At 67.0% G+C, this 25213-nt stretch carries 21 protein-coding genes and 2 pseudogenes; 12 read left to right on the top strand and 11 right to left on the bottom strand.

Annotated elements, in window-relative coordinates:
* Positions 1 to 3: 3 nt before the first annotated feature.
* Entirely contained in the window at positions 4 to 780 is a 777-nt protein-coding gene (locus ACFU4Z_RS06185; protein WP_379060183.1) for a TetR/AcrR family transcriptional regulator, read from the bottom strand.
* Between the two features lie 144 nt (positions 781 to 924).
* Between ACFU4Z_RS06185 and ACFU4Z_RS06180 the strand changes: the two genes are divergently transcribed.
* Positions 925 to 1302 (top strand): VOC family protein, encoded by a 378-nt coding sequence (locus tag ACFU4Z_RS06180; RefSeq protein ID WP_379060182.1) that lies wholly within the window; start codon positions 925 to 927, stop codon positions 1300 to 1302.
* Between the two features lie 101 nt (positions 1303 to 1403).
* Here the strand turns inward: ACFU4Z_RS06180 and ACFU4Z_RS06175 are convergent, their stop codons facing one another.
* A complete protein-coding gene (locus tag ACFU4Z_RS06175) occupies positions 1404 to 2255 on the bottom strand; it encodes an SDR family oxidoreductase (protein ID WP_379060181.1) in 852 nt (283 codons plus the stop codon).
* A gap of 97 nt (positions 2256 to 2352) precedes the next feature.
* On the opposite strand from ACFU4Z_RS06175, the gene ACFU4Z_RS06170 reads away from it, so the two are divergent.
* Positions 2353 to 2751, top strand: a complete 399-nt coding sequence (locus ACFU4Z_RS06170) for a winged helix-turn-helix transcriptional regulator (RefSeq protein ID WP_379060180.1) — start codon at positions 2353 to 2355, stop codon at positions 2749 to 2751.
* A gap of 376 nt (positions 2752 to 3127) precedes the next feature.
* On the opposite strand, the gene lpdA is transcribed toward ACFU4Z_RS06170, so the two are convergent.
* On the bottom strand, positions 3128 to 4528 hold the full coding sequence (gene lpdA, locus ACFU4Z_RS06165; protein WP_379060179.1) for a dihydrolipoyl dehydrogenase: 1401 nt from the start codon (positions 4526 to 4528) through the stop codon (positions 3128 to 3130).
* 184 nt (positions 4529 to 4712) lie between these two features.
* Between lpdA and ACFU4Z_RS06160 the strand changes: the two genes are divergently transcribed.
* Together ACFU4Z_RS06160 and ACFU4Z_RS06155 are read left to right on the top strand one after the other, a co-directional pair.
* The gene (locus tag ACFU4Z_RS06160; RefSeq protein ID WP_379060178.1) at positions 4713 to 5795 is read left to right on the top strand and encodes an AraC family transcriptional regulator ligand-binding domain-containing protein; all 1083 of its coding nucleotides are present in this window, start codon (positions 4713 to 4715) and stop codon (positions 5793 to 5795) included.
* A gap of 150 nt (positions 5796 to 5945) precedes the next feature.
* Positions 5946 to 6983 carry an NADP-dependent oxidoreductase gene (locus tag ACFU4Z_RS06155; protein WP_379060175.1) on the top strand — a complete coding sequence of 346 codons (1038 nt, stop codon included), beginning with the start codon at positions 5946 to 5948 and terminating at the stop codon, positions 6981 to 6983.
* A gap of 59 nt (positions 6984 to 7042) precedes the next feature.
* Here ACFU4Z_RS06155 and ACFU4Z_RS06150 read toward each other — a convergent pair whose 3' ends face one another.
* Positions 7043 to 8020, bottom strand: coding sequence for a dipeptidase (locus ACFU4Z_RS06150; protein ID WP_379060173.1), 978 nt, complete (start codon positions 8018 to 8020; stop codon positions 7043 to 7045).
* A gap of 277 nt (positions 8021 to 8297) precedes the next feature.
* On the opposite strand from ACFU4Z_RS06150, the gene ACFU4Z_RS06145 reads away from it, so the two are divergent.
* From ACFU4Z_RS06145 to ACFU4Z_RS06130, 4 genes are all read left to right on the top strand, one after another.
* Positions 8298 to 8711: a hypothetical protein gene (locus ACFU4Z_RS06145; RefSeq protein WP_379060170.1), complete on the top strand. Its 414-nt coding sequence runs from the start codon at positions 8298 to 8300 to the stop codon at positions 8709 to 8711.
* Between the two features lie 41 nt (positions 8712 to 8752).
* Positions 8753 to 10816, top strand: coding sequence for a prolyl oligopeptidase family protein (locus ACFU4Z_RS06140; RefSeq protein WP_379060168.1), 2064 nt, complete (start codon positions 8753 to 8755; stop codon positions 10814 to 10816).
* A gap of 168 nt (positions 10817 to 10984) precedes the next feature.
* The gene (locus ACFU4Z_RS06135; RefSeq protein WP_379060166.1) at positions 10985 to 11617 is read left to right on the top strand and encodes a TetR/AcrR family transcriptional regulator C-terminal domain-containing protein; all 633 of its coding nucleotides are present in this window, start codon (positions 10985 to 10987) and stop codon (positions 11615 to 11617) included.
* A 244-nt stretch (positions 11618 to 11861) separates the two neighbouring features.
* Positions 11862 to 12299 carry a nitroreductase family deazaflavin-dependent oxidoreductase gene (locus ACFU4Z_RS06130; protein WP_379060164.1) on the top strand — a complete coding sequence of 146 codons (438 nt, stop codon included), beginning with the start codon at positions 11862 to 11864 and terminating at the stop codon, positions 12297 to 12299.
* Here ACFU4Z_RS06130 and ACFU4Z_RS06125 read toward each other — a convergent pair.
* The 4 genes from ACFU4Z_RS06125 to ACFU4Z_RS06110 form a co-directional block, all read right to left on the bottom strand.
* Entirely contained in the window at positions 12296 to 13156 is an 861-nt protein-coding gene (locus tag ACFU4Z_RS06125; RefSeq protein ID WP_379060162.1) for an alpha/beta fold hydrolase, read from the bottom strand. The two genes, ACFU4Z_RS06130 and ACFU4Z_RS06125, sit on opposite strands and share 4 nt — an antisense overlap.
* A 49-nt stretch (positions 13157 to 13205) precedes the next feature.
* Positions 13206 to 13838: a TetR/AcrR family transcriptional regulator gene (locus ACFU4Z_RS06120; protein ID WP_379060160.1), complete on the bottom strand. Its 633-nt coding sequence runs from the start codon at positions 13836 to 13838 to the stop codon at positions 13206 to 13208.
* 559 nt (positions 13839 to 14397) lie between these two features.
* Positions 14398 to 14688: a hypothetical protein gene (locus tag ACFU4Z_RS06115; protein WP_379060159.1), complete on the bottom strand. Its 291-nt coding sequence runs from the start codon at positions 14686 to 14688 to the stop codon at positions 14398 to 14400.
* A 300-nt stretch (positions 14689 to 14988) separates the two neighbouring features.
* Entirely contained in the window at positions 14989 to 15309 is a 321-nt protein-coding gene (locus tag ACFU4Z_RS06110; protein ID WP_379060158.1) for an ArsR/SmtB family transcription factor, read from the bottom strand.
* Between the two features lie 46 nt (positions 15310 to 15355).
* Between ACFU4Z_RS06110 and ACFU4Z_RS06105 the strand changes: the two genes are divergently transcribed.
* Positions 15356 to 16534: an MFS transporter gene (locus ACFU4Z_RS06105; protein ID WP_379060157.1), complete on the top strand. Its 1179-nt coding sequence runs from the start codon at positions 15356 to 15358 to the stop codon at positions 16532 to 16534.
* A gap of 291 nt (positions 16535 to 16825) precedes the next feature.
* On the opposite strand, the gene ACFU4Z_RS06100 is transcribed toward ACFU4Z_RS06105, so the two are convergent.
* Entirely contained in the window at positions 16826 to 19561 is a 2736-nt protein-coding gene (locus ACFU4Z_RS06100) for an ATP-binding protein (protein ID WP_379060155.1), read from the bottom strand.
* A gap of 106 nt (positions 19562 to 19667) precedes the next feature.
* Positions 19668 to 20111, bottom strand: a complete 444-nt coding sequence (locus tag ACFU4Z_RS06095; RefSeq protein ID WP_379060153.1) for a MarR family winged helix-turn-helix transcriptional regulator — start codon at positions 20109 to 20111, stop codon at positions 19668 to 19670.
* Between the two features lie 124 nt (positions 20112 to 20235).
* Between ACFU4Z_RS06095 and ACFU4Z_RS06090 the strand changes: the two genes are divergently transcribed.
* The 3 genes and pseudogenes from ACFU4Z_RS06090 to ACFU4Z_RS06080 form a co-directional block, all read left to right on the top strand.
* Complete coding sequence (locus ACFU4Z_RS06090; RefSeq protein WP_379060151.1) at positions 20236 to 21258, top strand: SMP-30/gluconolactonase/LRE family protein; 1023 nt, start codon at positions 20236 to 20238, stop codon at positions 21256 to 21258.
* 127 nt (positions 21259 to 21385) lie between these two features.
* The gene (locus ACFU4Z_RS06085) at positions 21386 to 22687 is read left to right on the top strand and encodes a PepSY-associated TM helix domain-containing protein (protein ID WP_379060149.1); all 1302 of its coding nucleotides are present in this window, start codon (positions 21386 to 21388) and stop codon (positions 22685 to 22687) included.
* Between the two features lie 83 nt (positions 22688 to 22770).
* A pseudogene (locus ACFU4Z_RS06080) lies at positions 22771 to 23523 on the top strand (DUF6585 family protein); the annotation flags it as partial.
* A gap of 200 nt (positions 23524 to 23723) precedes the next feature.
* Here ACFU4Z_RS06080 and groL read toward each other — a convergent pair.
* Positions 23724 to 25034: pseudogene (gene groL, locus ACFU4Z_RS06075) on the bottom strand (chaperonin GroEL); the annotation flags it as partial.
* Between the last annotated feature and the right edge of the window lie 179 nt (positions 25035 to 25213).

The following is a 25213-nucleotide window of genomic DNA, read 5'->3' as shown; positions in this document are numbered from 1 at the left end:
CGTTCACCGGCTTTCGATCAACGTCGCCAAACCGTCCAAGACCCGGGTCAGCCCGAATTCGTAGGCGTGGTCGGCGCTGTAGGCGGCGTCGTGGGCCCGGCCCGCGGCGGCGCCGACGCGCGCGGCGAGCGGGTAGCGGTCGGCGTCGAAGACCTGCGCCAGGACCGGCGCGGCCCGGGCCCACCATTCGGAATCCGTCATGGCGCTGTCGGCCGCCGCGCGGGCGGTGTCGATGGCGATGCGGGCGACCGAGGTGACGAAGCCGAGCACGAAGGTGAGCGCGGCATCCATCTCGACGTCGCCGAGGCCGAGGCCGTCGAAGGCCCGCAGTTCGTGGTCGTATTTGGCGGCGAGACCGGGGCCGAGCGGCGGCCGAGTGGTCGGCAAGTAGGCCACCCATGGATGCAGGGCAAGCAGCGCACGGTTCTCCGCGGCGATCGTGGCGACCCGGTCACGCCAGGGCAGGTCGGTCAGATCCGCGCGCGACATCTCGCCATAGACGGTGTCCAGCATCAGGTCGATCAGCTCCGCCTTGCCGGGCACATAGGTGTAGGTGGCCATCGGTGTACGGCCGAGCCGGTTGGCGACCGCGCGCATAGTGAGAGCGCCGATCCCGTCCGCGTCGGCGATCGCGATGGCCGCGGTAACCACGGCCTCGACGCTGCTGCGCTGCTTCGGTCCACGTGCCGCGCCCTGGTCTCCTGGCGCGCGCCAGAGCAACTCCAGAGTTCGCGCGGGATCGCCCGCGCCGCTGCGTTCTTTCGACTGCTTGTCCGCCACACCTTCTCCTCGGTCGTGCGGCCCACGGCCCGAACCTCTCGATGATATCGATGTGATGCAGGTCATAGTGCGGCACGGCGGGAATCTCTCTACAAAGTAGAACGTACTTAGTACAGAGATTGAGTGCAGCCCAGAGGAGAGCCCATGAACATCACCGCTTCCGCCATCTCGCTCAATGTCGCCGACCCGCGGGCGTCGGCGAAGTTCGTCGTCGACCACCTCGGTTTCACCGAGAAGATGTCGACCGACGGATTCGTTTCGCTGGATCGGCAGGACGCGGGCCTGAACCTGATCTTCCTGCGGACCGGATTGGAAACTTTCAAGCCGAAGAGCGTGGCAGGTCACGCCGGCGAGGGCTTGCTCGTTGTATTCGTCGTTGACGACATCGACGCGGAGTACGCGCGGCTGCAAGCCGAGGGTGTGCCGATCGTGACGCCCATCGAGACCGAGGAGTGGGGTGAGCGCTACTTCCAGATGAGCGATCCGAACGGGATCATTCTGCAGTTGGTCCAGTGGGTGTGACCGATCCGAACGGTTGCAGCACCCGATAGACGGACACCCTCGCGAGTGAGCAGTGGAAATCCACTACCCCCCCCCCCCGCGAGGGTGTTCGCCCGCGCCGATCAGGCGAGACCCGCGCGGAACACCTCGACCGCGGGCGTAGAGGGGCGGCCGATCAACTTCTGCAGGTCACCGCTGTCCACATCGAGAATCCCGGAGGCGATTCCGGCGTCCGCGTCGGCCAGCGCCGCGGCGTAGCCCGCGTCCAGACCCGCCTGCCGCAGCACGGCGCTGTAGTCCGCCTGCGGCAGGTTCTCATAGCGCACCGGCTTGCCCGATGCCTCCGAGATCACCTGCGCCAGTTCGGCATAGGTGAGACGCTCGTCGCCGCCGAGTTCATAGACCTTGCCCTCGTGCCCGTCGGTGGTGAGCACGCGCGCGGCCGCCTCGGCGTAGTCGGCGCGCGCGGCGCCCGCCACTCGCCCCGCATCGGCGGCACCGTGCAGCACCCCGGTTTCGACAGCGTGGCCCAGCCCGCCGAAGTAGTTCTCCCAGTACCAGCTGTTGCGCAGCACGGCATGCGGGACCGTCGATTCCGCGAGTACGGCTTCGGTGCCCTTGTGCTCCTGCGCCAGAATCAACGGGTTTTCGGTGGCGCGCGGAATGCTGGTGTAGGCAAGCAGTTTCACACCGGCCCGCTCCGCCGCCCGAATGACGTTGGTGTGCTGGGCCACTCGTTCGCCGAACTGATTGCCGGAGATGAGCAGCACGCGGTCGACGCCGTCGAGCGCGCGGTCGAGCGCGTCCGGGTCGTCGTAACCGGCCTGCCGGACATCGACGCCGCGCTCGGCCAGGTCGGCGATCTTCTGCGGGTCGCGCACGATCGCGACGACCGGCGTCGACCCGTCGCGCAACAGCGCCTCCACCACGAGACGGCCAAGGTGCCCACTTGCTCCGGTGACTGCCACGGTCATGACTACCTCCATGTATGTACTGATCTGCAAGCACTAACTAATAGTAAGTACTATTCACTACTACACCACTATCGTCAAGTTGGGTACCATCGGATCCATGAGTACACAGCGCATCCAGTCGGCGGAGACCGACGATCCCGCGCTGGAAGCCGACGTTTTCGCTAGAAACTGCGCGTCACGTCCAGTTTTGCAGAACGTGGCCAGCCGCTGGGGCATTCTGGCCCTCGTCGCGTTGCGCGAGGGGCCGTACCGATTCAGCGCGCTACGCCGACGCGTCGACGGCGTCAGCGAGCGCATGCTGTCGCAGACCCTGCAGGCTCTCGAACGCGACGGCATGGTGCACCGCGAGGTCCACGAGACCATCCCGCCGCGCGTCGAATACACCCTCACCGATCTCGGCGCCGACGTGGCCGAGCGCCTGGAATCCTTGATCCAGGTGCTCGAAACGAACATGCCACGGGTCCGCGATGCCCAGGCGGCCTACCACCGCGAATGACCGGCGGACCTGCGATCGGTCGACGACTCGCGGGTCGGGCCGCTGCCGACACGCGGGGGAAGCACCGTCGAGGGTGACCTGTTGAGGTGTTCATGGAACTGTCCTCCGCACTCGACTTCGCGCGCGCGACCAAGCGATCGGTGCTCACCACCATCCGCCGCAACGGCCGTCGCCTACTACCGCGCGGGCTCCGGCGAACACCCCGACTGGGACGATTACCGCCGAGCCATGGTCACCGACCGCCGCGCCCTGGTCCGCCTGACCCCCACCCACGCCTACGGCATGCTCTGACCGCGCGGCCTGCCCACGAAACGAAAACGACGGTGGCCGGTCCGCCACAGCGAACCGGCCACCGTCGAGGCGCGGGGTGAACCGATCAGAAGTTGATCATGTGGCCGGCGAGGCCGTGGAACGCTTCCTGCAGCGCCTCGCTCAACGTCGGGTGGGTGTGGACGTTGCGGGTCAGCTCGTTGACCGTGAGGTCCCACTTCTGGGCGAGGGTGAGTTCCGGCAGCAGCTCGGAGACGTCCGGGCCGATGAGGTGCCCGCCGAGGAGTTCACCGTACTTGGCATCGGAGACCAGCTTGACGAAACCGGTCGGGTCGCCGAGGCCGTGGGCCTTGCCGTTGGCGGTGAAGGGGAAGGTCGCGACCTTCACGTCGTAGCCTTCGTCGCGGGCCTGCTGCTCGGTGAGGCCGAAGCTGGCGACCTGCGGCTGGCAGAAGGTGGCGCGCGGCATCATGCGGTAGTCGCCGAGAGTGACGGTCGGCGCGCCCGCGATGGTTTCGGCGGCGACCACGCCCTGTGCCTCCGCGACATGGGCGAGCTGGAGCTTCGCGGTGACGTCACCGATGGCGTAGATATGCGGCACATTGGTACGCATGTTGTCGTCGATGGCGATGGCGCCGCGCTCGAGCGCGACACCGGTGTTCTCCAAGCCGTAGCCCTCGACCCGAGGCGCGAAGCCGACGGCCTGCAGCACCTTGTCGACGGTGACGGTCTCGATCGAACCGCTCTTGTTGTCCTTGATGCTGACGGTCACCTTCGATCCGTCGTCATCAATGGACTGCACGGCCGCACCGGTGGAGATGGTGACGCCGAGCTTCTTGTACTGCTTGGTGATCTCCTTGGAGACGTCGGCGTCCTCGTTCGGCAGCGCGCGGTCCAGGAACTCCACGATGCGCACGTCGACGCCGTAGTTCTTCAGGACGTAGCCGAACTCCATGCCGATCGCGCCCGCACCGACGATCAGGATCGAGCCGGGCAGTTCCTTGGTGAGGATCTGCTCTTCGTAGGTGACCACGTTCGCGCTCAGCGAGGTGCCGGGCAGCAGCTTGGTGACGGTACCCGCGGCGATGATCGCGTTGCTGAAGGTGATCGTCTCGGTGCCGCCGTTGGACAGCGCGACCGAGAGCGTGTTCGCGTCGGTGAAGGTGCCCTTCCCGTCGAACTCGTCGATCTTGTTCTTCTTCATCAGGAAGTGGACGCCCTTGACGCGGCCGTCGGCGACCTTGCGGCTGCGATCGAACGCGACGCCGAAGTCGAAGCTCACCTCACCGGAGATGCCGAAGGTCTTGGCCTCCTTGGTGAAGATGTGCGCCAGTTCGGCATTGCGCAACAGTGCCTTGGAGGGGATACAGCCGACATTGAGGCAGACGCCGCCCCAATACTTCTGCTCGACGATCGCGGTACGGAGGCCAAGTTGTGCCGCACGGATGGCGGCGACATAACCGCCAGGACCGGCACCGAGAACGACAACGTCGTAATGGGAAGTCACGCCACCGAGCCTAACTCCGCCGCCAGGACTTCACCCACCGGTCCCCCGCAACAGTGAGAAGCACGACGCATCGACCTGCCGGATCGTCGGCGTGAACAAAATGAACGGATCAAGAGGGGTGGTCACGAGCAGCTGGCCCACAGCGCGTGCGACCCGGCCTGCGCCTGCTCATTACTGTGAACGGGTGGCTGATCGCGGAGCAGGTTTCGACGGTCCGCGCACCGCACAGCGATCGGTGCCGTTGGCGCTCGACCCGTTGGACGAGACCGCGTCGACCCATTTGATCCGGTTGGTCCTCGCGCAAGCACGGCGCGCGGGTGTCGGCGCCGAACAACTCGCGACGGTGCACGGCATCGACGACGCCGCCCTCAGCGGGGAGCTCAATCGAATTCCGCTGCGTTCGCTGATCCGGCTGTGGGAGTTGCTGGCCGCCGCGCGGCCGGGGCCGGGCGGCGGTGTCGCCGTGGCCGCGGCCGCCCCGCTCGGCACCCTCACCACCTGGGACTACCTCGTCACCACTGGGTCGACGCTCGCCGGTGCGCTGCGCGCGGCCCAGCCGTATCACCGCCTGGTGACCGCGGCGGCCGAAGGCTTCGATCTGCATCACGACGGCGACCTCACCGTCGGCTTCCGCACCACCGCAGGCGATCCGGCGGTTGCGGCCATGGTCAACGAGTATGTGCTCGCCTACTACCTGCGGCGGGCCCGTGAGGCCACCGGCCGCGCCGTCATCCCGACCTCGGTCACCTTCGGTCATGCCGCGCCGCGCGATCACACGGCGCTGACCGACGCCTTCGGCACCGACCGCATCGACTTCGACGCGCCCGCCGACACCATCACCTTCGCCGCCGCCGACGCCACCGCACCCTTGCCGCGCGCGGACCCCATGCTCGCCGACCTGCTGCGCAGCCACGCCGATCTGGTGCTGGCGACAGCTCGCCCGATCACCGGTCCGCTCGATGCCTTCCGCATCGCGGTGGCGGCCGCCATCGCCGATGACGACGCGTCGCTCGCCGCGGTCGCGCGCAGGCTGGCGGTCAGCCCGCGCACCCTGCAACGCCAGCTGTCCGAGCAGGGCACCACCTGGCGGCACGAATTCGATCTCATACGCTATGAACAGGCGAAAACCCTATTGGAAGAAGGCCGTTCGACCACCGCGACCATCGCGAAGCGGCTCGGATTCACCGATGATCGCGCGCTGCGCAAGGCTTTCCAGCGATGGGCGGGCTCGTCGCCGTCACAGCTGCGAACCTCGGGCCCGCCTTAGCCGCCGAACCGCCTGTTTCACCAGGTCACAAGGCTGGCGCGAATGGACCGGTTGGTGACACCGCAGGACCTGGGAACCCGGTCCGCGAGTCCATAACGTCTTCGGTACCGGATCGGCACGGTTCGGATCTACCGAAGAAAAGGCAGTGTCATGCAGACCATCACCGAGGACGACGTCACCACCCTCCCCCGCATCTCCCGGGAGATCCAGCTGGCCGCGCGGCCGACCGGCGCTCCGACGGCGGAGCACTTCGCGCTGGTGCAACGGCCGATTCCGGAGCTGGCCGACGGGCAGATCCTGGTGCGCAACACGTGGATGTCGGTCGACCCGTACATGCGCGGCCGGATGGACGATCGGCCGTCCTACATCCCGCCGTTCCAGCTCGACGCGGCCCTCGAGGGTTCGGCGCTGGGCGAGGTGATCGCCTCCCGCAGCCCGGCCATCCCCGTCGGCGCGACGGTCTCGCACTTCGCGGGCTGGCGCGAGTACGCGGTGCTCGATGCCGCGACCACGACTCCGATCGCGCCGGAACTGGCTGCGACGCATCACTTCTTGGGCGCGCTCGGCACCACCGGCCTCACGGCCTACGCGGCGCTGACCGACGTGGCGCCGGTCCGGCCCGGTGACACCGTGTTCATTTCCGCCGCCGCAGGCGCGGTGGGCAGCATCGCAGGACAGATCGCGAAGGCGCTCGGCGCCGCACGGGTGATCGGCTCCGCGGGCGGGCCCGCCAAGACCACGCTGCTGCTCGACGAATTCGGCTTCGACGCCGCCATCGACTACCGGGCGGGCGACCTGGCCGGACAGCTCGCGGCGGCGGCGCCGGAGGGCATCGATGTGTATCTGGACAGCGTGGGCGGCGAGCATCTGCGGGTCGCGGTGGAGGCCATGCGGCCCAAGGGCCGGATCGCGCTCGTCGGGGCCATCAGCGGCTACAACGGCGAAGCCACCGAAGCGGGGCCCGACCTGTACAAGGCCGCGACCAAGGAGGTTTCGCTGCGCGGCATGCTGGTGAACAGCTACTTCCCGATCTTCGGCGAGTACATCGGCAGGGCGGCGGCCTGGCTGGCCGACGGCACCATCCGCACCAGAGAGACCGTCTACGAGGGACTCGAGCAGGCTCCCGCCGCTTTCCTCGGCGTCCTGTCCGGCGCCAATACCGGCAAGATGCTCGTCCGCCTCGGCTGAGGAGGACCGCGGGGATGTGTGGCGCGACCGTTCGACGCTCGCGCCACACCCGGCTGCGGTCAGTCCTGCCAGACCTGCTGTGCGGCACGCGCGAAGTTGCCGCCGAAGATCGCGGCTCGGTCGGCGGCGCTGAAACCACGGCGCGCCAACAGCTCGTCGAGTCCGGGCAGTTCGCTCCGCCCGAGCAGGTCCTCGGGCGGAACCCATTGCAGTGGACCCCATTTGGTATAGGCGTCGGAGAACGCCGCTGAGTTGTTCAGCAGTTCGTTGTTGAAGTCCACGGCGTCGAACGAATAGTCCGAGCCGATGCCGATATGGTCGATACCGACCAGCTCGACGCCGTATTCGATATGCGCGGCCATTGCTTCCACTCGCTGGGCGCGTTCCCCGGGACCATTGTGCCCGAGAAAGATTCCCACGCCGTTGATGCCGATCACGCCGCCGGTGCCCGCGCACGCCATGGCCTGTTCGTCGGTGATATTGCGCGGGTGCGCCCACAGCGCGTCGAAGTTGGCGTGGCTGTAGATCATCGGCGCTTCCGTGCACGAGGCCAAGTCCAGGCCCGTGCGCCGGGAGCAGTGCGCGCCGTCGACGAACATGCCGACCGCGTTGAGCGCGCGCACCAGATCACGGCCGTAAGCGGTGAGTCCGGTGTCCTCGGTGTCCAGGCACCCGCAGGCCGCCTCGTTGGCGTGGTTGTAGGCGGGCAGCAGCGAACGGACGCCGAGGTCGTAGAACACTTCCACATTGTCGAGCTGCCCGCCCAGCGGGCCCGCGTCTTCCAGGTCGAAGGCCAGCGCGATGGTCTCCGTATCGGCGGCGACATCGTCATAGCTATGCACGAGACGAAATCGGCCATCCACCAAGGCATCCCGGCGAAACTGCCGTGCGAGCGCCAGCGAATCAGCGGTCGACTGCCTGGAGTATCCGATATTCACCGACAAATAGGAACCGACCGGGTACCTGGCCAACTCCTCGATTCGCGCCGAGGGCAGCAGCGGCAGACAGCAATGCTGTTCCCACAGAAATGGAGACAAGCTCGGGCTCCTGTTCGCTCGGTGCGGAAATGCCGATACTACGGAGCGCAATCGGGTGCGTACCTGTGGCCCGACCACCGCGTAACGACATGTCCGATTCGACCGATTTATCGAAATATTCACCCCAACTGCCGAAGGCGGTGCGGCCATGCGTCGCATAGTGCTCTTGATTGCCTCGGTCGCGACTTGCGCGGGCCTCTGGATCATTCCGGGACCGGCCGCTGCGACTCCCTCGTGCGGATATGTCTGGGGTTCGCTCGATAAAGAGAACCCCGCCATGTCCGCTGCCCCGCTCACCGACATCCGCTCCGGTCGACACGACTGCTACGACCGACTGGTATTCGATCTCGCAGGCTCGGCCATCGGCTATCGAGTCCGCTACGTCGACAAAGTCGTGATGGACGCGTCGGGCGCGCCGGTTCCCTTGCGCGGCGGCGCATTCCTGCACATCGTCGTCCTCGCGCGCGCCGACGACACCGCGGGCAACAGCACCTACCGCCCGTCGAACCGAAGCGAACTCGTCGATCTGACGAGCTACCGCACCTTCCGCCAGGCCGCGTGGGCAGGCTCGTTCGAGGGACAGACAACTGTCGGACTCGGGGTCCGCGCACGACTGCCTTTCCGGATTTTCACCCTCGAAGGCCCAGGTAGCGGGTCGCGGGTCGTGCTCGACGTCGCCCACTTCTGGTAACCGGACCACCCACCGCCGCGCCGCTCGGCAACAATGTGGACATGAGCGGTGTTGAGCAGAGTGTGAACGATCCGTATCTGTGGCTCGAAGAAGTGACCGATGAGCGGGCCCTGGACTGGGCCCGCGCGCACAACGATGTGGTCGTGGCGCGTTTTGCCGCGTCCGAGCGGTTCACCGATCTCGAACGCCGCATCCTCGACATGCTCGACACCGACACCAAGATCGCCTATCCCGGGCGGCGCGGGCGCTGGCTCTACAACTACTGGCGCGACGCCGCCCACCCGCGTGGGCTGTGGCGGCGCACCACGTTCGCCGAGTACGCCAAGGACGCACCGGACTGGGAGGTGCTGATCGACCTGGACGCGCTGGCCACCGCCGAGGACGAGAACTGGGTGTGGGGCGGCGCCGCGGTGCTTCGCCCGGAACAGTCGCGCGCCCTGATCAGCCTGTCGCGTGGCGGCGCCGACGCGAAAGTCGTGCGCGAATTCGATATCGAGAAGCGGGAATTCATCGACCCCGCCCACGGCGGTTTCCACCTGCCCGAGGCGAAATCGGAAGTGCGGTGGATCGATATCGATTCGGTGTACGTCGGCACCGATTTCGGACCCGGCTCATTGACCGATTCCGGATACCCGAGGATCGCCAAACGCTGGCAGCGCGGCACCCCGCTCGCCGCGGCGGAAACGGTGTTCGAGGGTGAAGCGGGCGACGTCGCGGTGTCGGCGGGCTACGACCGCACACCCGGCTACGAGCGGCATTTCGTCGGGCGGGCCACCGACTTCTTCAACGAAGAGGTCTACCTGATCGAAGATGACGGCAGCCTGCGCTATCTCGACGTGCCCACCGATGCCAGCGAATCCTGGTACAAGGATTGGCTGCTGATCCGGCTGAAGTCGCCGTGGCAGGTGGGCGACGCGAGCTACCCCGCGGGCGCGCTGCTGGCCATCGACTTCGAGAAATTTCTCTCCGGCGCAAGGGAATTCGAGGTGATATTCACTCCCGACGCGCACACCTCGCTGCACGGCTACGGCTGGACCGAGAACCACTTGCTGCTGATCACCCTCGAGGACGTGCAGACCAAGCTCTACGTCCTCACTCCTGGCTCCGGCGGCTGGACACGGGAGCCGCTGGCCGACACCCCGCCCATGGCCACCACCAGCGTGATGAATCTGGACCCGCTGGAGGGCGGTGACGAGTTCATGCTGACCACAAGCGGATTCACCAATCCCGCGACGTTGCTCGCCAGCGCCGTCGGCGGCCGGACCGAACAACTCAAGCAGGAACCGGGCTTCTTCGATGCCTCCGGCATCGAGACCGAGCAATTCTTCGCCGAGTCCGACGACGGCACGATGGTGCCGTACTTCGTGATCCGCCATCGGGACCGCACGGCCGGCCCCGGCCCGACCGTGATGTCCGGCTATGGCGGCTTCGAGGTGTCGCGCACCCCCGCCTACAGCGGAGCCTCCGGCATGGGCTGGCTGGAGCGCGGCGGCACCTGGGTGATGACGAATATCCGCGGTGGCGGTGAATACGGCCCCGAGTGGCACACCTCTGTGCAGAAGGCCAACCGGTACAAGGTGTACGAGGACTTCGCCGCCATCGCGAAGGATCTGGTCGCCCGCGGCATCACGACCGCCGACCAGCTCGGTGCGGTGGGCGGCAGCAATGGCGGCCTGCTCATGGGCGTGATGCTGACCCGCTACCCGGAACTGTTCGGCGCCATCGTCTGCCAGGTGCCGCTGCTGGACATGAAGCGCTATCACCTGCTGCTGGCGGGCGCCTCGTGGATGGCCGAATACGGCGACCCGGACAAGCCGGAGGAATGGGAGTACATCAGCAAGTACTCGCCGTACCAGAATGCCGACGCGGAGGTCGCCTATCCGCCGATTCTGCTGACCACGTCCACTCGCGACGACCGCGTGCATCCCGGCCATGCCCGCAAGATGGCCGCACTGCTGGAGGAGCAGGGCCATACCTTCTGGTACCACGAGAACATCGAAGGCGGCCACGGCGGCGCGGCCGACAACAAGCAGTCGGCATTCCAGGCCGGACTCATCTACGAGTTCTTCACCCAGATGCTGATGGAGCGGGGCGGATCCCGCTGACGGACACTCGGCCACCGCCGGTCGGCCCGCTCGGCGGGCGGTGGTCGTTTCCCGATCCGGGTCTACGATGTAGATGACATCTACTTTGTAGAGGAGCGGAGGAGCAAGCGTGGCCCACCGATCGCTGTCTGCGGCCCGGTTGCTGGATGCCTGCCACGGGGCGTGCGTATGAGTGACCGGAAGCGGCCGGCGCCGGGCGTCCGGACCACGTTGAACCGCGACTACATCGCCGCGGTCGCACTGACCGTCATCGATGAGGCGGGCCTCGACGGTTTCACCATGCGGAAACTGGGGGCCGCACTCGGCGCGGACCCGATGGCCGCCTACCGCCACTTCACCGACCAGCAGGACCTGTTCGACGCCATCGCCGCCGCGATGTTCGCCGAACTGGAGATGGAAACCCTTCCCTGGCAAGAGGATTGGCCCGAGTTGATGCGCACCTACGCGTATCGGCTTCGCTCGACGTTGCGACGGCACCCGAATGCGGTGCCCATCTTCGCGACTCGGCCGGTCCGCAGCGCCACGTCCGTCGAGACCGGAAACTGGATGCTGGAACGCCTGCAGGGTGTCGGCTTCCCGGCGGCCATCGCCCTCCAGCTGGCCCGATGCCTGCGCGAGTACGTGATCGGCCACATCCTCAGCCACACGGTGGCCACCGTGGCAGCGCAGCGCGGTCGCAAACCCGCTGCGGATTCCACCCACCACGCGCGCATCGCGGCCGTCGACGCGGTCACGAACACCGATCATTTCGAAATCGGCCTGACCGCCATGCTCGACGGATTCGGCAAACATCTCGATTGACCGCGCTCAGCCTCCGGTGGCCTGCTGCCAGGAGACATCCACAATCGCTGTCGCCAAGGCGAGTTCGTCCGCATCACGGGCGTGTAGACCATCACGTCGTGTCCGACCACCGGGGGCGCAACGTAGTCGGATGGGTCGGTGGGGCACCGCGAAGCGGCCGCTCGCCGACGATATGACGCGGCAATCGCGAAGGCGCATGACGCCAAGAGCGCGGAAACGCAGGCACCCGGATAGCATGAGGCGTGTGTCCAATGAGCAACGGCAGCAACTGAATCGGGAAATCATCGCGGAATTCCGCGCTAATGGCGGCGCCGTCGGAGGGCAGTTCGCGAACATGAGCTTGCTGCTGCTGACCACGACCGGCGCACGCACCGGCGAGCAGCACACCTGGCCGCTGGGCTATCTGCGCGACGGCGACCGGGTGGTGGTCTTCGCGGCCAACGGCGGGCGGTCGAACAAGCCGGGCTGGTATCACAATCTCGTGGCGAACCCCGAGGCCACGATCGAGGTCGGCACCGAATCGTGGCCGGTGGTCGCGTCGATCGTCGAGGGCGTGGAGCGGAAGCGGTTGTGGGACAGCGAGTTGGAAGTTGCGCCGTTCCTTGCCGACTTCCAGAACGCGGTGCCGTGGGAGATTCCGGTCTTGGCGCTCACCCCGGCCGACGGCAGCGCGGCAGGCTAACGATCGCGCAGCCACTTCTCGATCTGATCGACTGTGCTGCGGTACTGACGAATCCAGCCGTTGTGCCCCAGTGATTCCGGCTGATGCCAGGTCGTCACGTCGGCCTTGGGCATCTTCTCCAGCAAGTGTGCGGCGGAGCTCGGCGGTGCGAGGTCGTCGCCGGTCATCGTGATGGACAGGATCGGCAGCTTCAGTCTGCCGATCCGCTCCTCGTAGTCGATATCCGCGCCGACCGGTACGAAGCGGCCGGTGCGCGACAGGCGGGCCCAGTCGGAGATCAGCACCTTCGACTGCCTGCCGAAACCTCCGACCGAGATCCGGTCACCCGGCCAGAAGCCCGCGATGTTGGCGGTCAGCGAGATCGCCGTGGTGCCCATCAGCATCCCCGGACCCGAAAATCCACGGAAGCCACGGTGATACGGCGATCCGGAGGCGACCAGGATCAGGCCGCCGAGCCTGCCTCGGATCCGCGAGGCGTACAGCACGGCGAGCTGGCCGCCCATGCTGTGTCCGAGCAGGTACGGCGTGCTGGCCGGGAAGCGGTCGCGCACAACCTCGAAGATCGCCGGGAAATCGACCGATGCCAGCTCGTGATAGCCATAGGTGCTCGAGGAGCTCGGCCGCGGCCTGCTGTCGCCCTGGCCGCGCATCTCCCCGATCGCCACGTCGAACCCGCGCTCGGCCAATCCCGCGGCGAACAGTTCGTAGTATCCGGCCGGGACACCGAGCCCAGGGACCATCACCACGACCGGGCGCGGCGCATCCGGGGTCACCGGATGGCTGTGTGCACCGCTCGCCGGGATCAGCCGCACCGGAACGACACTGCCGTCCGGCATCTGGATGGGAACTGTCTCCATGCCGCGACGCTACCGCGCCGGAGGCCGCATAGCCGTCTCCAGCGAGGCGCTACGCGCCGACCGCGCCCATGATCACCCGGCTGAGCACTCTGATCACGTCGTCGAGCGGTGGCCGCGGGTCCGCGCCGCTCCAGGAATCGACCACGTAATTGACCGCGCCGATGATCGCCAGTACGCGCATCTCGTAGTCGCCCGTGGGGATTTCGCCGTGCATGGCGGCGTCCTCCGCGGCACTGGCCAGCAGCGAACCCCAGACCCGGCGCAATTCGAGCCGGAACTTTTCCACCTTCGGCCCCGCGCCGACCACTTCGACCAGCGCCACGCGCGCCTTGCGCGGATCGGACCCGATGGCCTCGACATAGGCGCGGACGGCCGCGTCGATGATCTCGAGTGCGGTCGCGTCGGCCTTCTTGTCCAGCGCGGCGGCGACCGCGTCGCGCGACTCCTTATCGATCTGCTGGTAGAGCTCGAGTAGTAGGGATTCGCGACCGGTGAACTCCTCGTAGAACTGCCGTGACGAGAGTCCGGCGTCCTTACAGATAGCGCCGACCGAACTATTGGCGTAGCCGTCGCGTGCAAAGACCGTAAGGCCCGATTCCAGAAAACGCGCACGCCGCTGACGCTGCCGGTCCTCTACGGGTTGCCCGGCATACATTCGTCCCGTATTCGCATCCTGTGACATTGGGGCAGACAATACCTAAGGGCCCGATCCCCTCGTCATGGATCGGGCCCTTCTGGAAAACCTACGAGCGGCCGCGTGTTAGCCGAAAGTTGGCGGCTCGGTTACTAATGCGCCGACAGGCTCGCCGAACCCGTGGCAATCAGCTGAAGAAGAGGGCCAAAGACTGCGTTAGAAAGGAAGAGGCTCAAGGTATTGCTCCGATCTCAGGCGATGCGACCACTCGGTCACTAGCTGTTTGCCGCAACGGACGATACAGAGTGCTCCGCTCCAGGGGAAGTATTTTGCAGGAATTTTTTAGAATATTTTCCGGCGGTTCGCTGCCGGATGTTCGCGCCCGGATCGACACTCTCCACGGCGACTGATTCGCCTGCCAAACCTCACATGGTCAAAGCCGACTCGCAACCCGAACGGCGGCGAAGGCGCGGGCACGGACTGTTGCCGTGACGCAATTCCGCGCCACGGCAACCACAGTGCGAAATACGTTCGGCCCGAACAATATCGACGCCGGTGCCGGAAAGGCTTGTCGAAGCGTATCTTTCGCGGTTACTTCGGCGTCACGTCAGCTGCTGCCGCCGCCGCAGCCGCTGCTGCCGCCGCCACAGCTGGACCCACCGCCACAGCTGGAACCACCGCCGCAACCACCGCTGCCGCCGCTGTCACCCCCACTGCCGCCCGCGCTCCAGGATCTCCGGCCGCGCCGCCTCGCACTCTGCCGACCTCTGCGCCGCGCATTGACGCTGAGCAGCACGATGACGGCAATGATCATCACCGCCAGCAGAATCCCGTGGTCCCCCAGCCATACAGCAGCGAACAAAACCAGTGCGATGCCGACTACAAGATCTCTCCCCATCTCCCGAGTGAACCCGATGGGGCGGCTGCCGTAAAGCAACGATTCGGTACGGCGACCGGATCGAACGCAAGCGCCGGTCCCCGAGAGCGCGGGCACGCCGAGGCAGTGCATGAGCAGGCCGGGCGCAGGCGCCCGCTCGAAGTGATTCCGGTGCCATCAGCGTTCGAGACGCGGAAGCACCATGAGCGCCAAGGCATCTCCGATGCCGGACGAGGCGGATGTGCTGCGCGCGTACACGCACGGCGTGGATTTCGCCGCGCAGCTGCCGTGACTTCCCATCAGTCCTGGAAAAAACCGGCCTCAGCGCGCCGTGTCGGCGAGCACCGCGTCCAGCAGACCGGGAAAGCGCTCCGCGAGATCGTCGCGCCGCAATTCGACGAGCCGGTTGCGCCCGGACGCGAAGGTCGTTGTGACGCCCGAGTCCCGCAGCACCTTCCAGTGGTGCGACAGCGTCGCGGCGGTGATCTCGACATCGAACTTGTCGACGCCGCAGCTGAGCGGTTCACACACCCCCGCAAGCGCCCGGACCAGCTCCAGCCGCACCGGATCGGCGAGCGCGCTCAGCACCCGGACCAGGTCCAGGTCGGCGGTGCTCGGCTGCGGTAGCTGGCGCAAATCCATTCTCCGATCGTTTGACAACAATCGAATCATATCTCAGCATACTAAGATGCTTCGACAATCATCGAACAATCTTGCTCGATCTCTCCTGCCACTCGCCGTCGGCACCTTCGTGCTCGGCACCGACCTGTTCGTGCTCAACGGCATGCTGCCGCGCATCGCCGCCGACCTGAACGTCTCCGTCGCCACCGCCGGCCAGCTGACCACGATGTTCTCCTGGACCTACGCCATCGCATCGCCGGTCATCGCGGCCGCCACGGGACCCTGGGATCGACGCTGGCTATTAGGCGGCGGCGCAGTACTTTTCGTGCTCGGCATGATCGGCCAAGCCGCGGGCGAGACGTTCACGATCATGGCGGCGGCGCGCATCGTGGCCGCGGTGGGCGCGGCGGCATTCCAGGCCAACGCCTTCGCCGTCGCAGGCGTGGTCGCCGACGACACCAACCGCGGCAAGGCGCTGTCGGTGGTCGCCGCCGGACTCACCCTGTCCAGTGTCGCGGGCGTGCCGATCGGCATCTTCGTCGAACGCTGGATCGGCTGGCGTGGCGTGCTGTGGGCGATCGCCGCCGCAGGCGCCGTCGCGGCGGTGCTCGTGTTGTTGCTGCCGCGAGTCACGCTCCCGAAAACCGGTCTGCGAGAACGCATCAGTGTGCTCGCGCGCCGACCGGTACTGCGGGTGCTCATGGTGACCACGGCCGCCACGACGGCGACGTTCACCACGTTCGTCTACCTGCCTGTCGTCGTCGCGCCGTCGGTATCCCAGCAGCTGCTCGCGTGGCTACTGCTCACCATGGGCATCGGCCAGGTCATCGGCAACGCGCAGGCAGGCCGCGCCGTCGACCGCTACGGGCCACAGCGCACGCTGATCTTCGGCATCGTCGGCACAGCGGCCGGGTTGATCCTGTTCGGTCCCGCCATCAACACCGCGTGGACCGTCTTCGCGGTGCTCGCGATCATCGGCCTGTTCGGCGCGACAATCATGGTTCCCCAGCAGACCCGCCTCTTCGGCATCGCCGCCGACGCGCCCACCGTCGCTCTCGGCCTCAATGGCTCCGCCATCTACCTCGGCAGCGGAATCGGCTCCGTAGTCGGTGGCGCGGTGCTGGATTCGTTCGGCGCGTCCTGGCTGCCGTTCGTCTCCGCTCTCATCGCGTGTGCCGCGTTGGCGATGACAGTCGCGAACCGCACGCCCCGACCCGCAAGGGCCACGGCCCCCGCAGCGGCCTGAACCGCCCGTATCCGATCGGCCGATCCACCACCGCCGCTGGATCGGCCAACTGGTGTTCAGTCCCGCCGCCCGTACGGCAGGCGGCATTCGAGCGTGGCGCCACTGATGCACGATGTCGCTCATGCACGGTGTCGCATCCGGGTAGCGATCTCCGTGCGATTCCGGGCGTCGAGCTTGCGGAGTGCACTGCGTACCTGGGTCTCCGCGTCGCGCTCCCACAGCACCGGACACTCGGCGATGTGACGGTTGAGCCGCTCGGCGCCAGATCGGCGACCTCGGTCTCGCGTAGGGTCAACGGATTCGCGCTGCGGCCCGATCGATGTCGGCAAGCAACGTGTCCGCCGCTCGCAGCCGATAGTCCAGGCCGAGCCGCCGGAACTCCTGCGCCGCTCGGGTCGCCGCAGTTCGGGCCGCACGCAGGTCGGCCTCCGTGCCGCGGTCGAGGAGGGCCCCGGCCAAGCCGAGCCTGTCGAGGGCGAGGAAGGGGCGCGCCCCGATACGGGCGTCCATGTCGATCGCATGCCGGTAGTGGTCGATCGCCGTGTCGTTGCGTCCCGCGGTGCGGGCCAGGTCGGCGATGGGACGGGCGATCGAACCGGCACAGAACACCGCACCGCTGCCGTCGCCCATGTAGTAGTCATCGGCGACGCCGAGCACCCGGTAGACACGGTCGGCGGTATCCCTGTCCTCCAGCAGAACAGCGACAACGCCGATCGTGTAGAGCAGACCGAGCCACCGCGGCCCGACCTCGAGCGTATCGGGCAGGGTCCGGAACTCCGCGAATCCGGCCCGCGCCTCGGCCATGTCCCCGGCCAGCGCGTGCATCATCGGCGAATACACCCGGACCAGTGGAATTTTCGGCGCGAACCGGAACGCGTCGAGATGCTCGGCGATCTCGGCCACGTCGAGATATCCCTGCATTACACAGAATTGGCCGCGAATCGCGTGGTCGGAGCCGATCAGTGAATAGTCGCCGATGCGCAGGGCGAGCGCGTGGGCCGCCGCGTCACTGTCCGCGGCGGCGGCGAGGTCGCCGACCAGAGCCGCGCGGGTCGCGCGGAGTCGATACAGGTGCCAGTGCGCCACCGGCAGTCGCCAGAGGTCCGCCACCTCTTCGATCCGGTCGAGTGATCTATCGACCATGCCGAGGTCACCGAGCTGAAACCCCGCGTCGGCGGTCCACAGGTGTCCCCATAGTTGAGCGAGGGGTTGCTGTGCGCGAGAGCCGATGTCGATGGCGCGGGCCGCGAGGACGCGGCGTTCGGCGAGGTAGGGCGGTGCCGACAGCGACAGGTGCCTGGCGTGGATCGCCGCCAGCAGCGCATCGGGGTCGTTGCTGCGCTCGGCCTCGGCCATCGCCGCCGCGGAAAGTTCCCTCGCTCGTTCGCATTCGGCCATATCCGCGGCGGATAGGGAACGCTGCGCCAGCAGCCGAGCGCGCAATGCGGTGTCCGCGTCGGGCGACAGTTGCCGTAAAGCGTTGACGCACAGCCGATCTACGCTTGCCATCACCCGAGGAGTCGTGATGCCGGTGACCACGAGCCCTGCCGCACCCACGAGATCGAAGCGGTCCGCCTGATCGGCGAGTTCGCCCGCGCGCACGGAATGCGCCACGCTGTCATCGATCCGCCCCGCCGCGAACTCGCTGCGCGCGAGGTCGAGCCACAACTCGGCGAGCGTTGCTGCCGGGGTGATCTGTCCGATCGTGTCGATGACCCATCGCTGGAATCGAATCGCCTCGTCGTCAGCCAGGCTTACGCGCGCGGCCGCGGCGGCTATCGCGGCCCAGTACGCACAGTTGACACCGGCGTCCCGGCCGCTCGCCTTGCGCCAGTGCGTCGCGATCGGACCCGCCGCGGCGGGATCGTCGTCGGCGTGCACGGCGAGCAGTTCGGCGGCCGCTCTGTGCAGCGCCATGCGCTCCGACGGGACGAGTTCGGCGTAGACGGCATCGCGGATCAGCGCATGGACGAACGCGAACCCGCCTTCGTCGAGCCGCCGGACCACGCCCGCGCCGATGGCCGCATCCAGCGCCGCATCGATATCGGCGCCGACGACCAGCCGCAGCAGTTCTGGTTCGATCCGCTCGCCGAGCACGCTCGCCGCACCCAGCACCGCTCGGCTCGCCGGATCCAGCCGATCCACCTGAGCGAGGGCCAGTCGGCGAAAGCCGGTATGTGACAACGGATCCAGCGGCGTGACATCGGAACCTGCTGTGCCGGAATCAGATTCGATGACCAGCCGGATGTACAGCGGATTCCCGCCGGTTCGCGCGTGCAGCCGATCCACGTCGGCATGGCCCGGGGTCGGACACGCCTGCTCCAGCCAATAGCGGATCTCCTCGACCGACAACCCGGACAGCGCCATCGACCGGGTGTGCGGCATCCGAAGCAACCACGGCAGCTGCTCGAGGTAGACCGCGGTGGCGAGATCGCGCGCAGTGGTCACCACCACCAACCGCAGCCGCGGCAGCTCCGCCGCGATATACCGCAACAGCAGCAGCGAGGTCCGGTCCGCCCAGTGCAGGTCCTCCAGGATCAGTGCGAGCCCGGCGGGCTCGGCCATCTGCTCGAGGATGTCCGCGACTGCGGCGAACATCCGGAACCGTCGTGCGGTGATATCCATGACCGGACCGACCGCCAGGTCGGCCGACAGCGATTCGGCGAGTTCCGGAATGTCGCGGATCAACCGAACCCACGGCCACAGTGGCGGCATCCCCGCATCGTCCACCGCGAATCCCCGCCCGACACGCATACCGCAGTCGGCGGCCAGTTCCACCGTTCGCTCCGCAAGCCGGGACTTGCCGATCCCGGCGGGACCGTCGATCAGGACCAGGCGTCCAGCGCCGCCTGCCGCGGACAGCACCGCGGCCCGCAGCCCGGCGACCTCGCGATGGCGACCGACGAACGCAGCCTGCATAGCCAGCAGTATCCCCGCCTGCGGTGGCATACGCCGGAGTTCGGTACCACGAGTACGCACCGGCAGCGATTCGCTCGCGCCCGCGAATTCCGGCACGGGGAACGGCATAACGCGGACCCCAATTCATGATCGACCGGCCGATCACGATCGATCCGACTGCGCTGCTCCCAACCGGCGCGGGGATAGGTAGCGGCTCGCTGGGCGGCGGGTCCGGTTATTCCGGTCGTATCGCATCGAGCAGGTCCGCGCAGCGATCGAGCAACTCCATCAGGGTTGCCCGCTCTTGCGTCGTGAAGCCTGTGGCCAGCGCGCGCTCGACTCGTACCGCTCTGGCGTCCGCATCCCGCATGACCGCCGCGCCCTTCTCGGTGAGGCGAGTCTCGAGCACGTTCTTGTGCCATTCGTGTGGCGTCCGCTCCACGAGGCCGCGGTCCTGCAGGTTGGTCAGCACCGTATTCATGGTCGGCGGGGTGACGCCGCACAGGCGGGCGAGCGCGGCGGCCGAGATACCGGGGTGCTCCGTCAGGAACAGCAGGGCCGCGTACTGCGGGACGGTCACGCCGGCGGGCTTCAACGCCGCGTTCTTGGCCGCACTGAGCGCCTGCTCAGCCCGCTTGATCGGGGATCCGATGCGCTCCGATGCGGGCATAGACGTCATGGCTGCATCGTATCCGCCCATGCTCTCATTAGTGTCTTGACGATCATTAGAGCTCTAATATACATTCGTGCTCGTTCTCAGATGTGAATACATCTGATTGATAGACCCGATGAGAGGCACGACCATGTCCCGCACGATCCGCCGCCGCCACTTTTCGACCATCGCCACCGCCGTCGCACTGACCGCCGTCGCCGCCTGTGGCACGACCACGGATGCCGCGAAAGCCACCGACCAGGCCACCGCCTCCCGGATCAGCACCGCCTACGAATTGCCGAGCGACCGCGTCTACCCCGAGGGCATCGCGATCGACACCCGCAACGGCGACACCTATGTCGGCTCATACGCCAACGGCGCGATCTACCGAGCCACGCCGGGCGCCCGCCGGGCCGAGACCTTCCTCGCAGCGGGCACCGACGGCCGCAAGACCGCCAACGGCTTGAAGGTCGATCGAGCCGGACGACTGTGGGTGACCGACTCGACCATGGGCGTCGCGGTCTACGACACCGGAACCCGCGCCCTGATCGCGCGCTTCGACGTCCCCGCCGCCAACCCGCACATGGTCAACGATGTCGCGATTGCCCAGGACGGCACCGCCTACCTGACCGACAGCCTCTCCGCCGTCGTCTACCGCGTCACCGAGGCCCAACTGGCCGACGCCGTGGCACGCGGCGGAAAAGCGGACCTGACGGCACAGTTCGATATGAATGCCAGCATCGCACCGCACAGCGCGGGCTCCATCACCCTCAACGGCATCGTGTCCGACGACTCCGGGCACTACCTGCTGGTCGTCGATATGACCTCAGGCGAGCTGTACCGCATCGCGACAGCACCGAATTCACCAGACCCGATCCGCAAGGTCACGACGCACGGCGGCGACCTCAAGCACGGCGACGGCCTGGAACTGCACGGCGACACACTGTGGGCCGCGCAGAACACCACCAACACCATCACCCGCTGGAAGATCACCGACGACGGCGCCACCGCCACCCTGGAGGACTCCATCACCGACGAATCCCTGCGCATCCCGACCACCTTGGTGCGCGCGGGTAACCAGACCCTGGTCGTGTCCTCGCAATTCGACAAGGGCGGGCCGATGGGCCCTGGCACCCCGGGCCCGTTCGCCGTCCTGACCGTCGACGGAATCTGATCACCGCCGAGGGCCGGTCCGCCACCGCGCGGACCGGTCTTCGGTCGTTTCTCGCGCGTCGCGAGCTCACCATCGCCAGGAACACCGACAGTTACCGGGCATTAGAATTTAGGTTAGCCTGCCCTGCATGACAAGAGTGGATTCGCGTGGCGCGAGTGCCCTCGAGGCACCCGGCGATCGTTCGAAGTCGTCCGGCCGGATCACGTTCGCGAACCGACCGCGTTGGCGCAAGCGGAAGCCGATTCGCCGCGTGCTGATCCGCACCCATCGCTGGTCCGCGCTGACGCTCGGGCTCCTGCTGGTGATCCAGTGCACGACCGGGGCGGTCCTGCTCTACCACAGCGAACTCTTTCGAGCGAGCCATGGATCGTTCTATCAACGGACCGATGCCGCGCCGGTCGTCACGGCCGAACAGGCCGTCGACCTCGTGCGCGCCGCCGACCCGGACTTCGACATCGGCTGGGTCGGCTCCGACGACGGCGTGATCGCCGTCGGCGACCGCGGCTTCACCACTGCCTACGCGGTGGACCCCGGCGCCGGCCGGATCAACGCGCGTGCCGGGCTCACCGACGGCGTGCTCGGCTGGCTGGTCAACCTGCACGACTGCGCATTCGGTTGCCTCCGCTATGTGGGCTCCGTCCCCGCCGTGAACGGCAAGGCGCCGATTCTCGATGTGACGTGGGCCTACCTGATTCTCGGCGGGCTCGGAATCCTGCTCGTCCTGCTCGCGGTGTCCGGCGCCGTCGTGTGGTGGCCTTCGCTGAAGCGCCTGCGCCACGGTTTTCGCGTCCGGACGAATAAAGGCCGTTTCGCCAGGGACCGCGACCTGCACAATGTCATCGGCATCCTCGCCGTCCCCTTCCTGCTCATGTGGGGGATCACCGGCATCGCGTTCGAATTTCCCGCCGTGGAGAAGGCGTGGCTCGCCGTCACCGGCGGAGACCCCGTCACCGAGATGCCCGAGGACACCTTCACTCCGCGGCCGACCGCGCCACAGCGCCCAGCGGTGTCCATCGGCGAGGCGAGCACTATCGCACTCCAGCAGGTACCGGGCCGACTCGCCTATCTGATGCTGCCCGGCGAAAAAGCCGACTACTACCGCGCCTCGATAGCAGGCGCCTATGCACCTTACGAACACCGCGCCTTCTACAGCGGCGATGTCCTGGTCTACATCAACGCCAGAGACAGCGCCGATATCAAGGTGGTCGATTCCAGTCACAACCGTCCGGTGGCCAATACGTTCTACGACAAAGTCTTCCGGCCCGCCCACTTCGGGTGGCTGGTCAACGGCTGGTGGCGCATTGCCTGGCTGCTGCTCGGCCTGACGCCCGCGGCCCTCGCCGTCACCGGCATCTCCACCTGGCTGGTCAAACGACGAACCCGACGAAACGCCCGTACCCTCCGCACCAGCAGCGCCTCGGTGGCGTAAGCTCGGCCGATCGCAGGCAAGCGAAACTGGGGTGGCGACCTCTGGTCGAGTGACATACGCTTCGCCACGGAGGAAACCGCCTCATGGAGGGACAATTGACCACTCCGAGCACGGTGAAGCAAGGCGAAGCCGGAACCAGCGTGGCGCAAAAGGTTCCACTCACGCAGCTGATCCACTTGATGGCCGAATACCAAAAGCTCGGCACGCACCGCCAGACATTTCGACCGGCGGCGCCTGCGAAAGACAACTTCGTACGCGGCTGCGGGATCGTGGCAGGCGGGTTTGCCACGATCGGCGCCATCTGCGCGGTAGTCGGCGCGTACCCGGGCAGCATTGCGGTCAGCATGCTTGCCCTCGTCCCCGCGTCGATGGCGTTCGTCTGGGGCAGGAGCAACCGGCACAACCGCGCCGCGCGCCTGGACCTGTTCGACTCCGGCATGACCGTGTACCGCTCCGGCGAGCAGATCGCCGGATTCCGCTGGGACAGCGCAGAAGTACGCCAGCAGGTGATTCCGTTCCAGAGCACCGCGCCCTCGGACTACTCGTTCACGATGAACGGCCCCGGCGACGTCGCGGCCGCATTCGACGACGGACTGTTCGGCGACGCGCGCGAGTGGGCCAAGGCGATCCAGTCGGCGATCACCGCAACCCAATTGCCCCGCGCGGTCATCGCCATCGACGACGGTGCGACCGTGAATTTCGGCGAGATCGCCCTGCACCTGGGGGCACTCATCTTCCGCGACAAAATCTTCGCGTGGGAGCAGATCCAATTGATCGACGCCCGTAGCGGATTGGTCCGTATGAAGGTCGACGGCAACTGGGTATCGCTCACCCCGGTCGGCAGGATCCCGAACTTCTACATCTTCAACGAACTCGCCGAACGACTGCGCCAGGCTGCCGCCGACGAGATGGCGGCAGCCGGGTCGACCGCCGCGGAACCGGCCGAGGCCTTGGCTGCGGCGGCTCCGAGCGCGGACGCCCGAGCCGCGGATGTCGACACGCCCACCGCCGCAGCGACAGTCGAGCAGGCCGATGCCGCGCCGGTCGCCTCGTCGCCCTCGAGCTTCAGGTCGTCGAGAGCAGGAGCCGACTGCAGCAGAGCCACGCCACCACCGGCGACGATGCCCTCTTCGACGGCGGCCTTGGCGTTGCGCACGGCATCTTCGATGCGGTGCTTGCGCTCCTTGAGCTCGACCTCGGTCGCGGCGCCTGCCTTGATGACCGCAACACCGCCGGCCAGCTTGGCCAGACGCTCCTGCAGCTTCTCACGGTCGTAGTCCGAGTCCGAGTTCTCGATCTCGGTGCGGATCTGAGCAACGCGGCCCTTGATGGCCTCCGCGTCGCCCGCGCCCTCGACGATGGTGGTCTCGTCCTTGGTGATGACGACCTTGCGGGCCTGGCCGAGCAGCTCGACGCCAGCGGTCTCCAGCGAGAGGCCGACCTCTTCGCTGATGACCTCGCCACCGGTGAGGATGGCGATGTCGGCGAGCTGAGCCTTGCGACGGTCACCGAAGCCGGGCGCCTTGACCGCGACGGACTTGAAGGTGCCGCGGATCTTGTTGACCACCAGGGTCGACAGGGCTTCGCCCTCGACATCCTCGGCGATGATCAGCAGCGGCTTGCCGGCCTGGATGACCTTCTCCAGCAGCGGCAGCAGGTCCTTGACGGTCGAGATCTTCGAGCCGACGAGCAGGATGTACGGATCCTCGAGGACCGCTTCCTGACGCTCCGGGTCGGTGACGAAGTAACCCGAGATGTAGCCCTTGTCGAAGCGCATGCCCTCGGTGAGCTCCAGCTGGAGACCGAAGGTGTTGCTCTCCTCGACGGTGATGACGCCTTCCTTGCCGACCTTGTCCATGGCCTCGGCGATCAGCTCACCGATGGACGAGTCGCCTGCGGAGATACCAGCGGTAGCAGCGATCTGCTCCTTGGTGTCGATCTCCTTGGCGGTGTCGAGCAGGCGCACGGTGACGGCCTCGACGGCCTTCTCGATGCCACGCTTCAGGCCGAGGGGGTTGGCACCGGCCGCGACGTTGCGCAGGCCCTCGCGCACCAGCGCCTGGGCGAGCACGGTGGCGGTGGTGGTGCCGTCGCCTGCGACGTCATCCGTCTTCTTGGCGACTTCCTTGACCAGCTCGGCGCCGATCTTCTCGTACGGGTCCTCCAGCTCGATCTCCTTGGCGATGGAAACACCATCGTTGGTGATCGTGGGGGCGCCCCACTTCTTCTCCAGAACGACGTTGCGACCCTTCGGGCCCAGCGTCACCTTTACCGCGTCGGCGAGGGCGTTGAGGCCCCGCTCGAGACCGCGGCGGGCCTCTTCGTCGAACGCAATCATCTTGGCCATTGCGAAGTGATCCTCCAAGTAATGAGGCTGACACGCAGGGCGACCGCTTGTCGGATCGCCCCATTTACGCTGGCCAGGTTCGGTGCCCGCGACGGACGACCGGGGGTGTCGATGGAACCCGGTCTCACCGTCCCGACCTGGCACTCACAGGTAGAGAGTGCCAAAGCCCTTTTTAGCAC

Origin of the sequence: Nocardia sp. NPDC057440, from assembly GCF_042802915.1 — a bacterium.
Taxonomy (GTDB): Bacteria; Actinomycetota; Actinomycetes; order Mycobacteriales; family Mycobacteriaceae; genus Nocardia.
The sequence above is the reverse complement of the archived record's forward strand: the minus strand, read 5'-3'. Positions and strand labels throughout refer to the sequence as shown.

Coding starts and splice junctions, on each gene's coding strand:
- ACFU4Z_RS06120 (WP_379060160.1), bottom strand. CDS start 13,838: ATGTCACAGGATGCGAATACGGGACGAATGTATGCCGGGCAACCCGTA.
- ACFU4Z_RS06100 (WP_379060155.1), bottom strand. CDS start 19,561: ATGCCGTTCCCCGTGCCGGAATTCGCGGGCGCGAGCGAATCGCTGCCG.
- ACFU4Z_RS06170 (WP_379060180.1), top strand. CDS start 2,353: ATGAGTACACAGCGCATCCAGTCGGCGGAGACCGACGATCCCGCGCTG.
- ACFU4Z_RS06155 (WP_379060175.1), top strand. CDS start 5,946: ATGCAGACCATCACCGAGGACGACGTCACCACCCTCCCCCGCATCTCC.
- ACFU4Z_RS06125 (WP_379060162.1), bottom strand. CDS start 13,156: ATGGAGACAGTTCCCATCCAGATGCCGGACGGCAGTGTCGTTCCGGTG.
- ACFU4Z_RS06105 (WP_379060157.1), top strand. CDS start 15,356: ATGCTTCGACAATCATCGAACAATCTTGCTCGATCTCTCCTGCCACTC.
- ACFU4Z_RS06140 (WP_379060168.1), top strand. CDS start 8,753: ATGAGCGGTGTTGAGCAGAGTGTGAACGATCCGTATCTGTGGCTCGAA.
- ACFU4Z_RS06135 (WP_379060166.1), top strand. CDS start 10,985: ATGAGTGACCGGAAGCGGCCGGCGCCGGGCGTCCGGACCACGTTGAAC.
- ACFU4Z_RS06090 (WP_379060151.1), top strand. CDS start 20,236: ATGTCCCGCACGATCCGCCGCCGCCACTTTTCGACCATCGCCACCGCC.
- ACFU4Z_RS06115 (WP_379060159.1), bottom strand. CDS start 14,688: ATGGGGAGAGATCTTGTAGTCGGCATCGCACTGGTTTTGTTCGCTGCT.
- ACFU4Z_RS06180 (WP_379060182.1), top strand. CDS start 925: ATGAACATCACCGCTTCCGCCATCTCGCTCAATGTCGCCGACCCGCGG.
- ACFU4Z_RS06085 (WP_379060149.1), top strand. CDS start 21,386: ATGACAAGAGTGGATTCGCGTGGCGCGAGTGCCCTCGAGGCACCCGGC.
- ACFU4Z_RS06145 (WP_379060170.1), top strand. CDS start 8,298: ATGTCCGCTGCCCCGCTCACCGACATCCGCTCCGGTCGACACGACTGC.
- ACFU4Z_RS06175 (WP_379060181.1), bottom strand. CDS start 2,255: ATGACCGTGGCAGTCACCGGAGCAAGTGGGCACCTTGGCCGTCTCGTG.
- ACFU4Z_RS06110 (WP_379060158.1), bottom strand. CDS start 15,309: ATGGATTTGCGCCAGCTACCGCAGCCGAGCACCGCCGACCTGGACCTG.
- ACFU4Z_RS06095 (WP_379060153.1), bottom strand. CDS start 20,111: ATGACGTCTATGCCCGCATCGGAGCGCATCGGATCCCCGATCAAGCGG.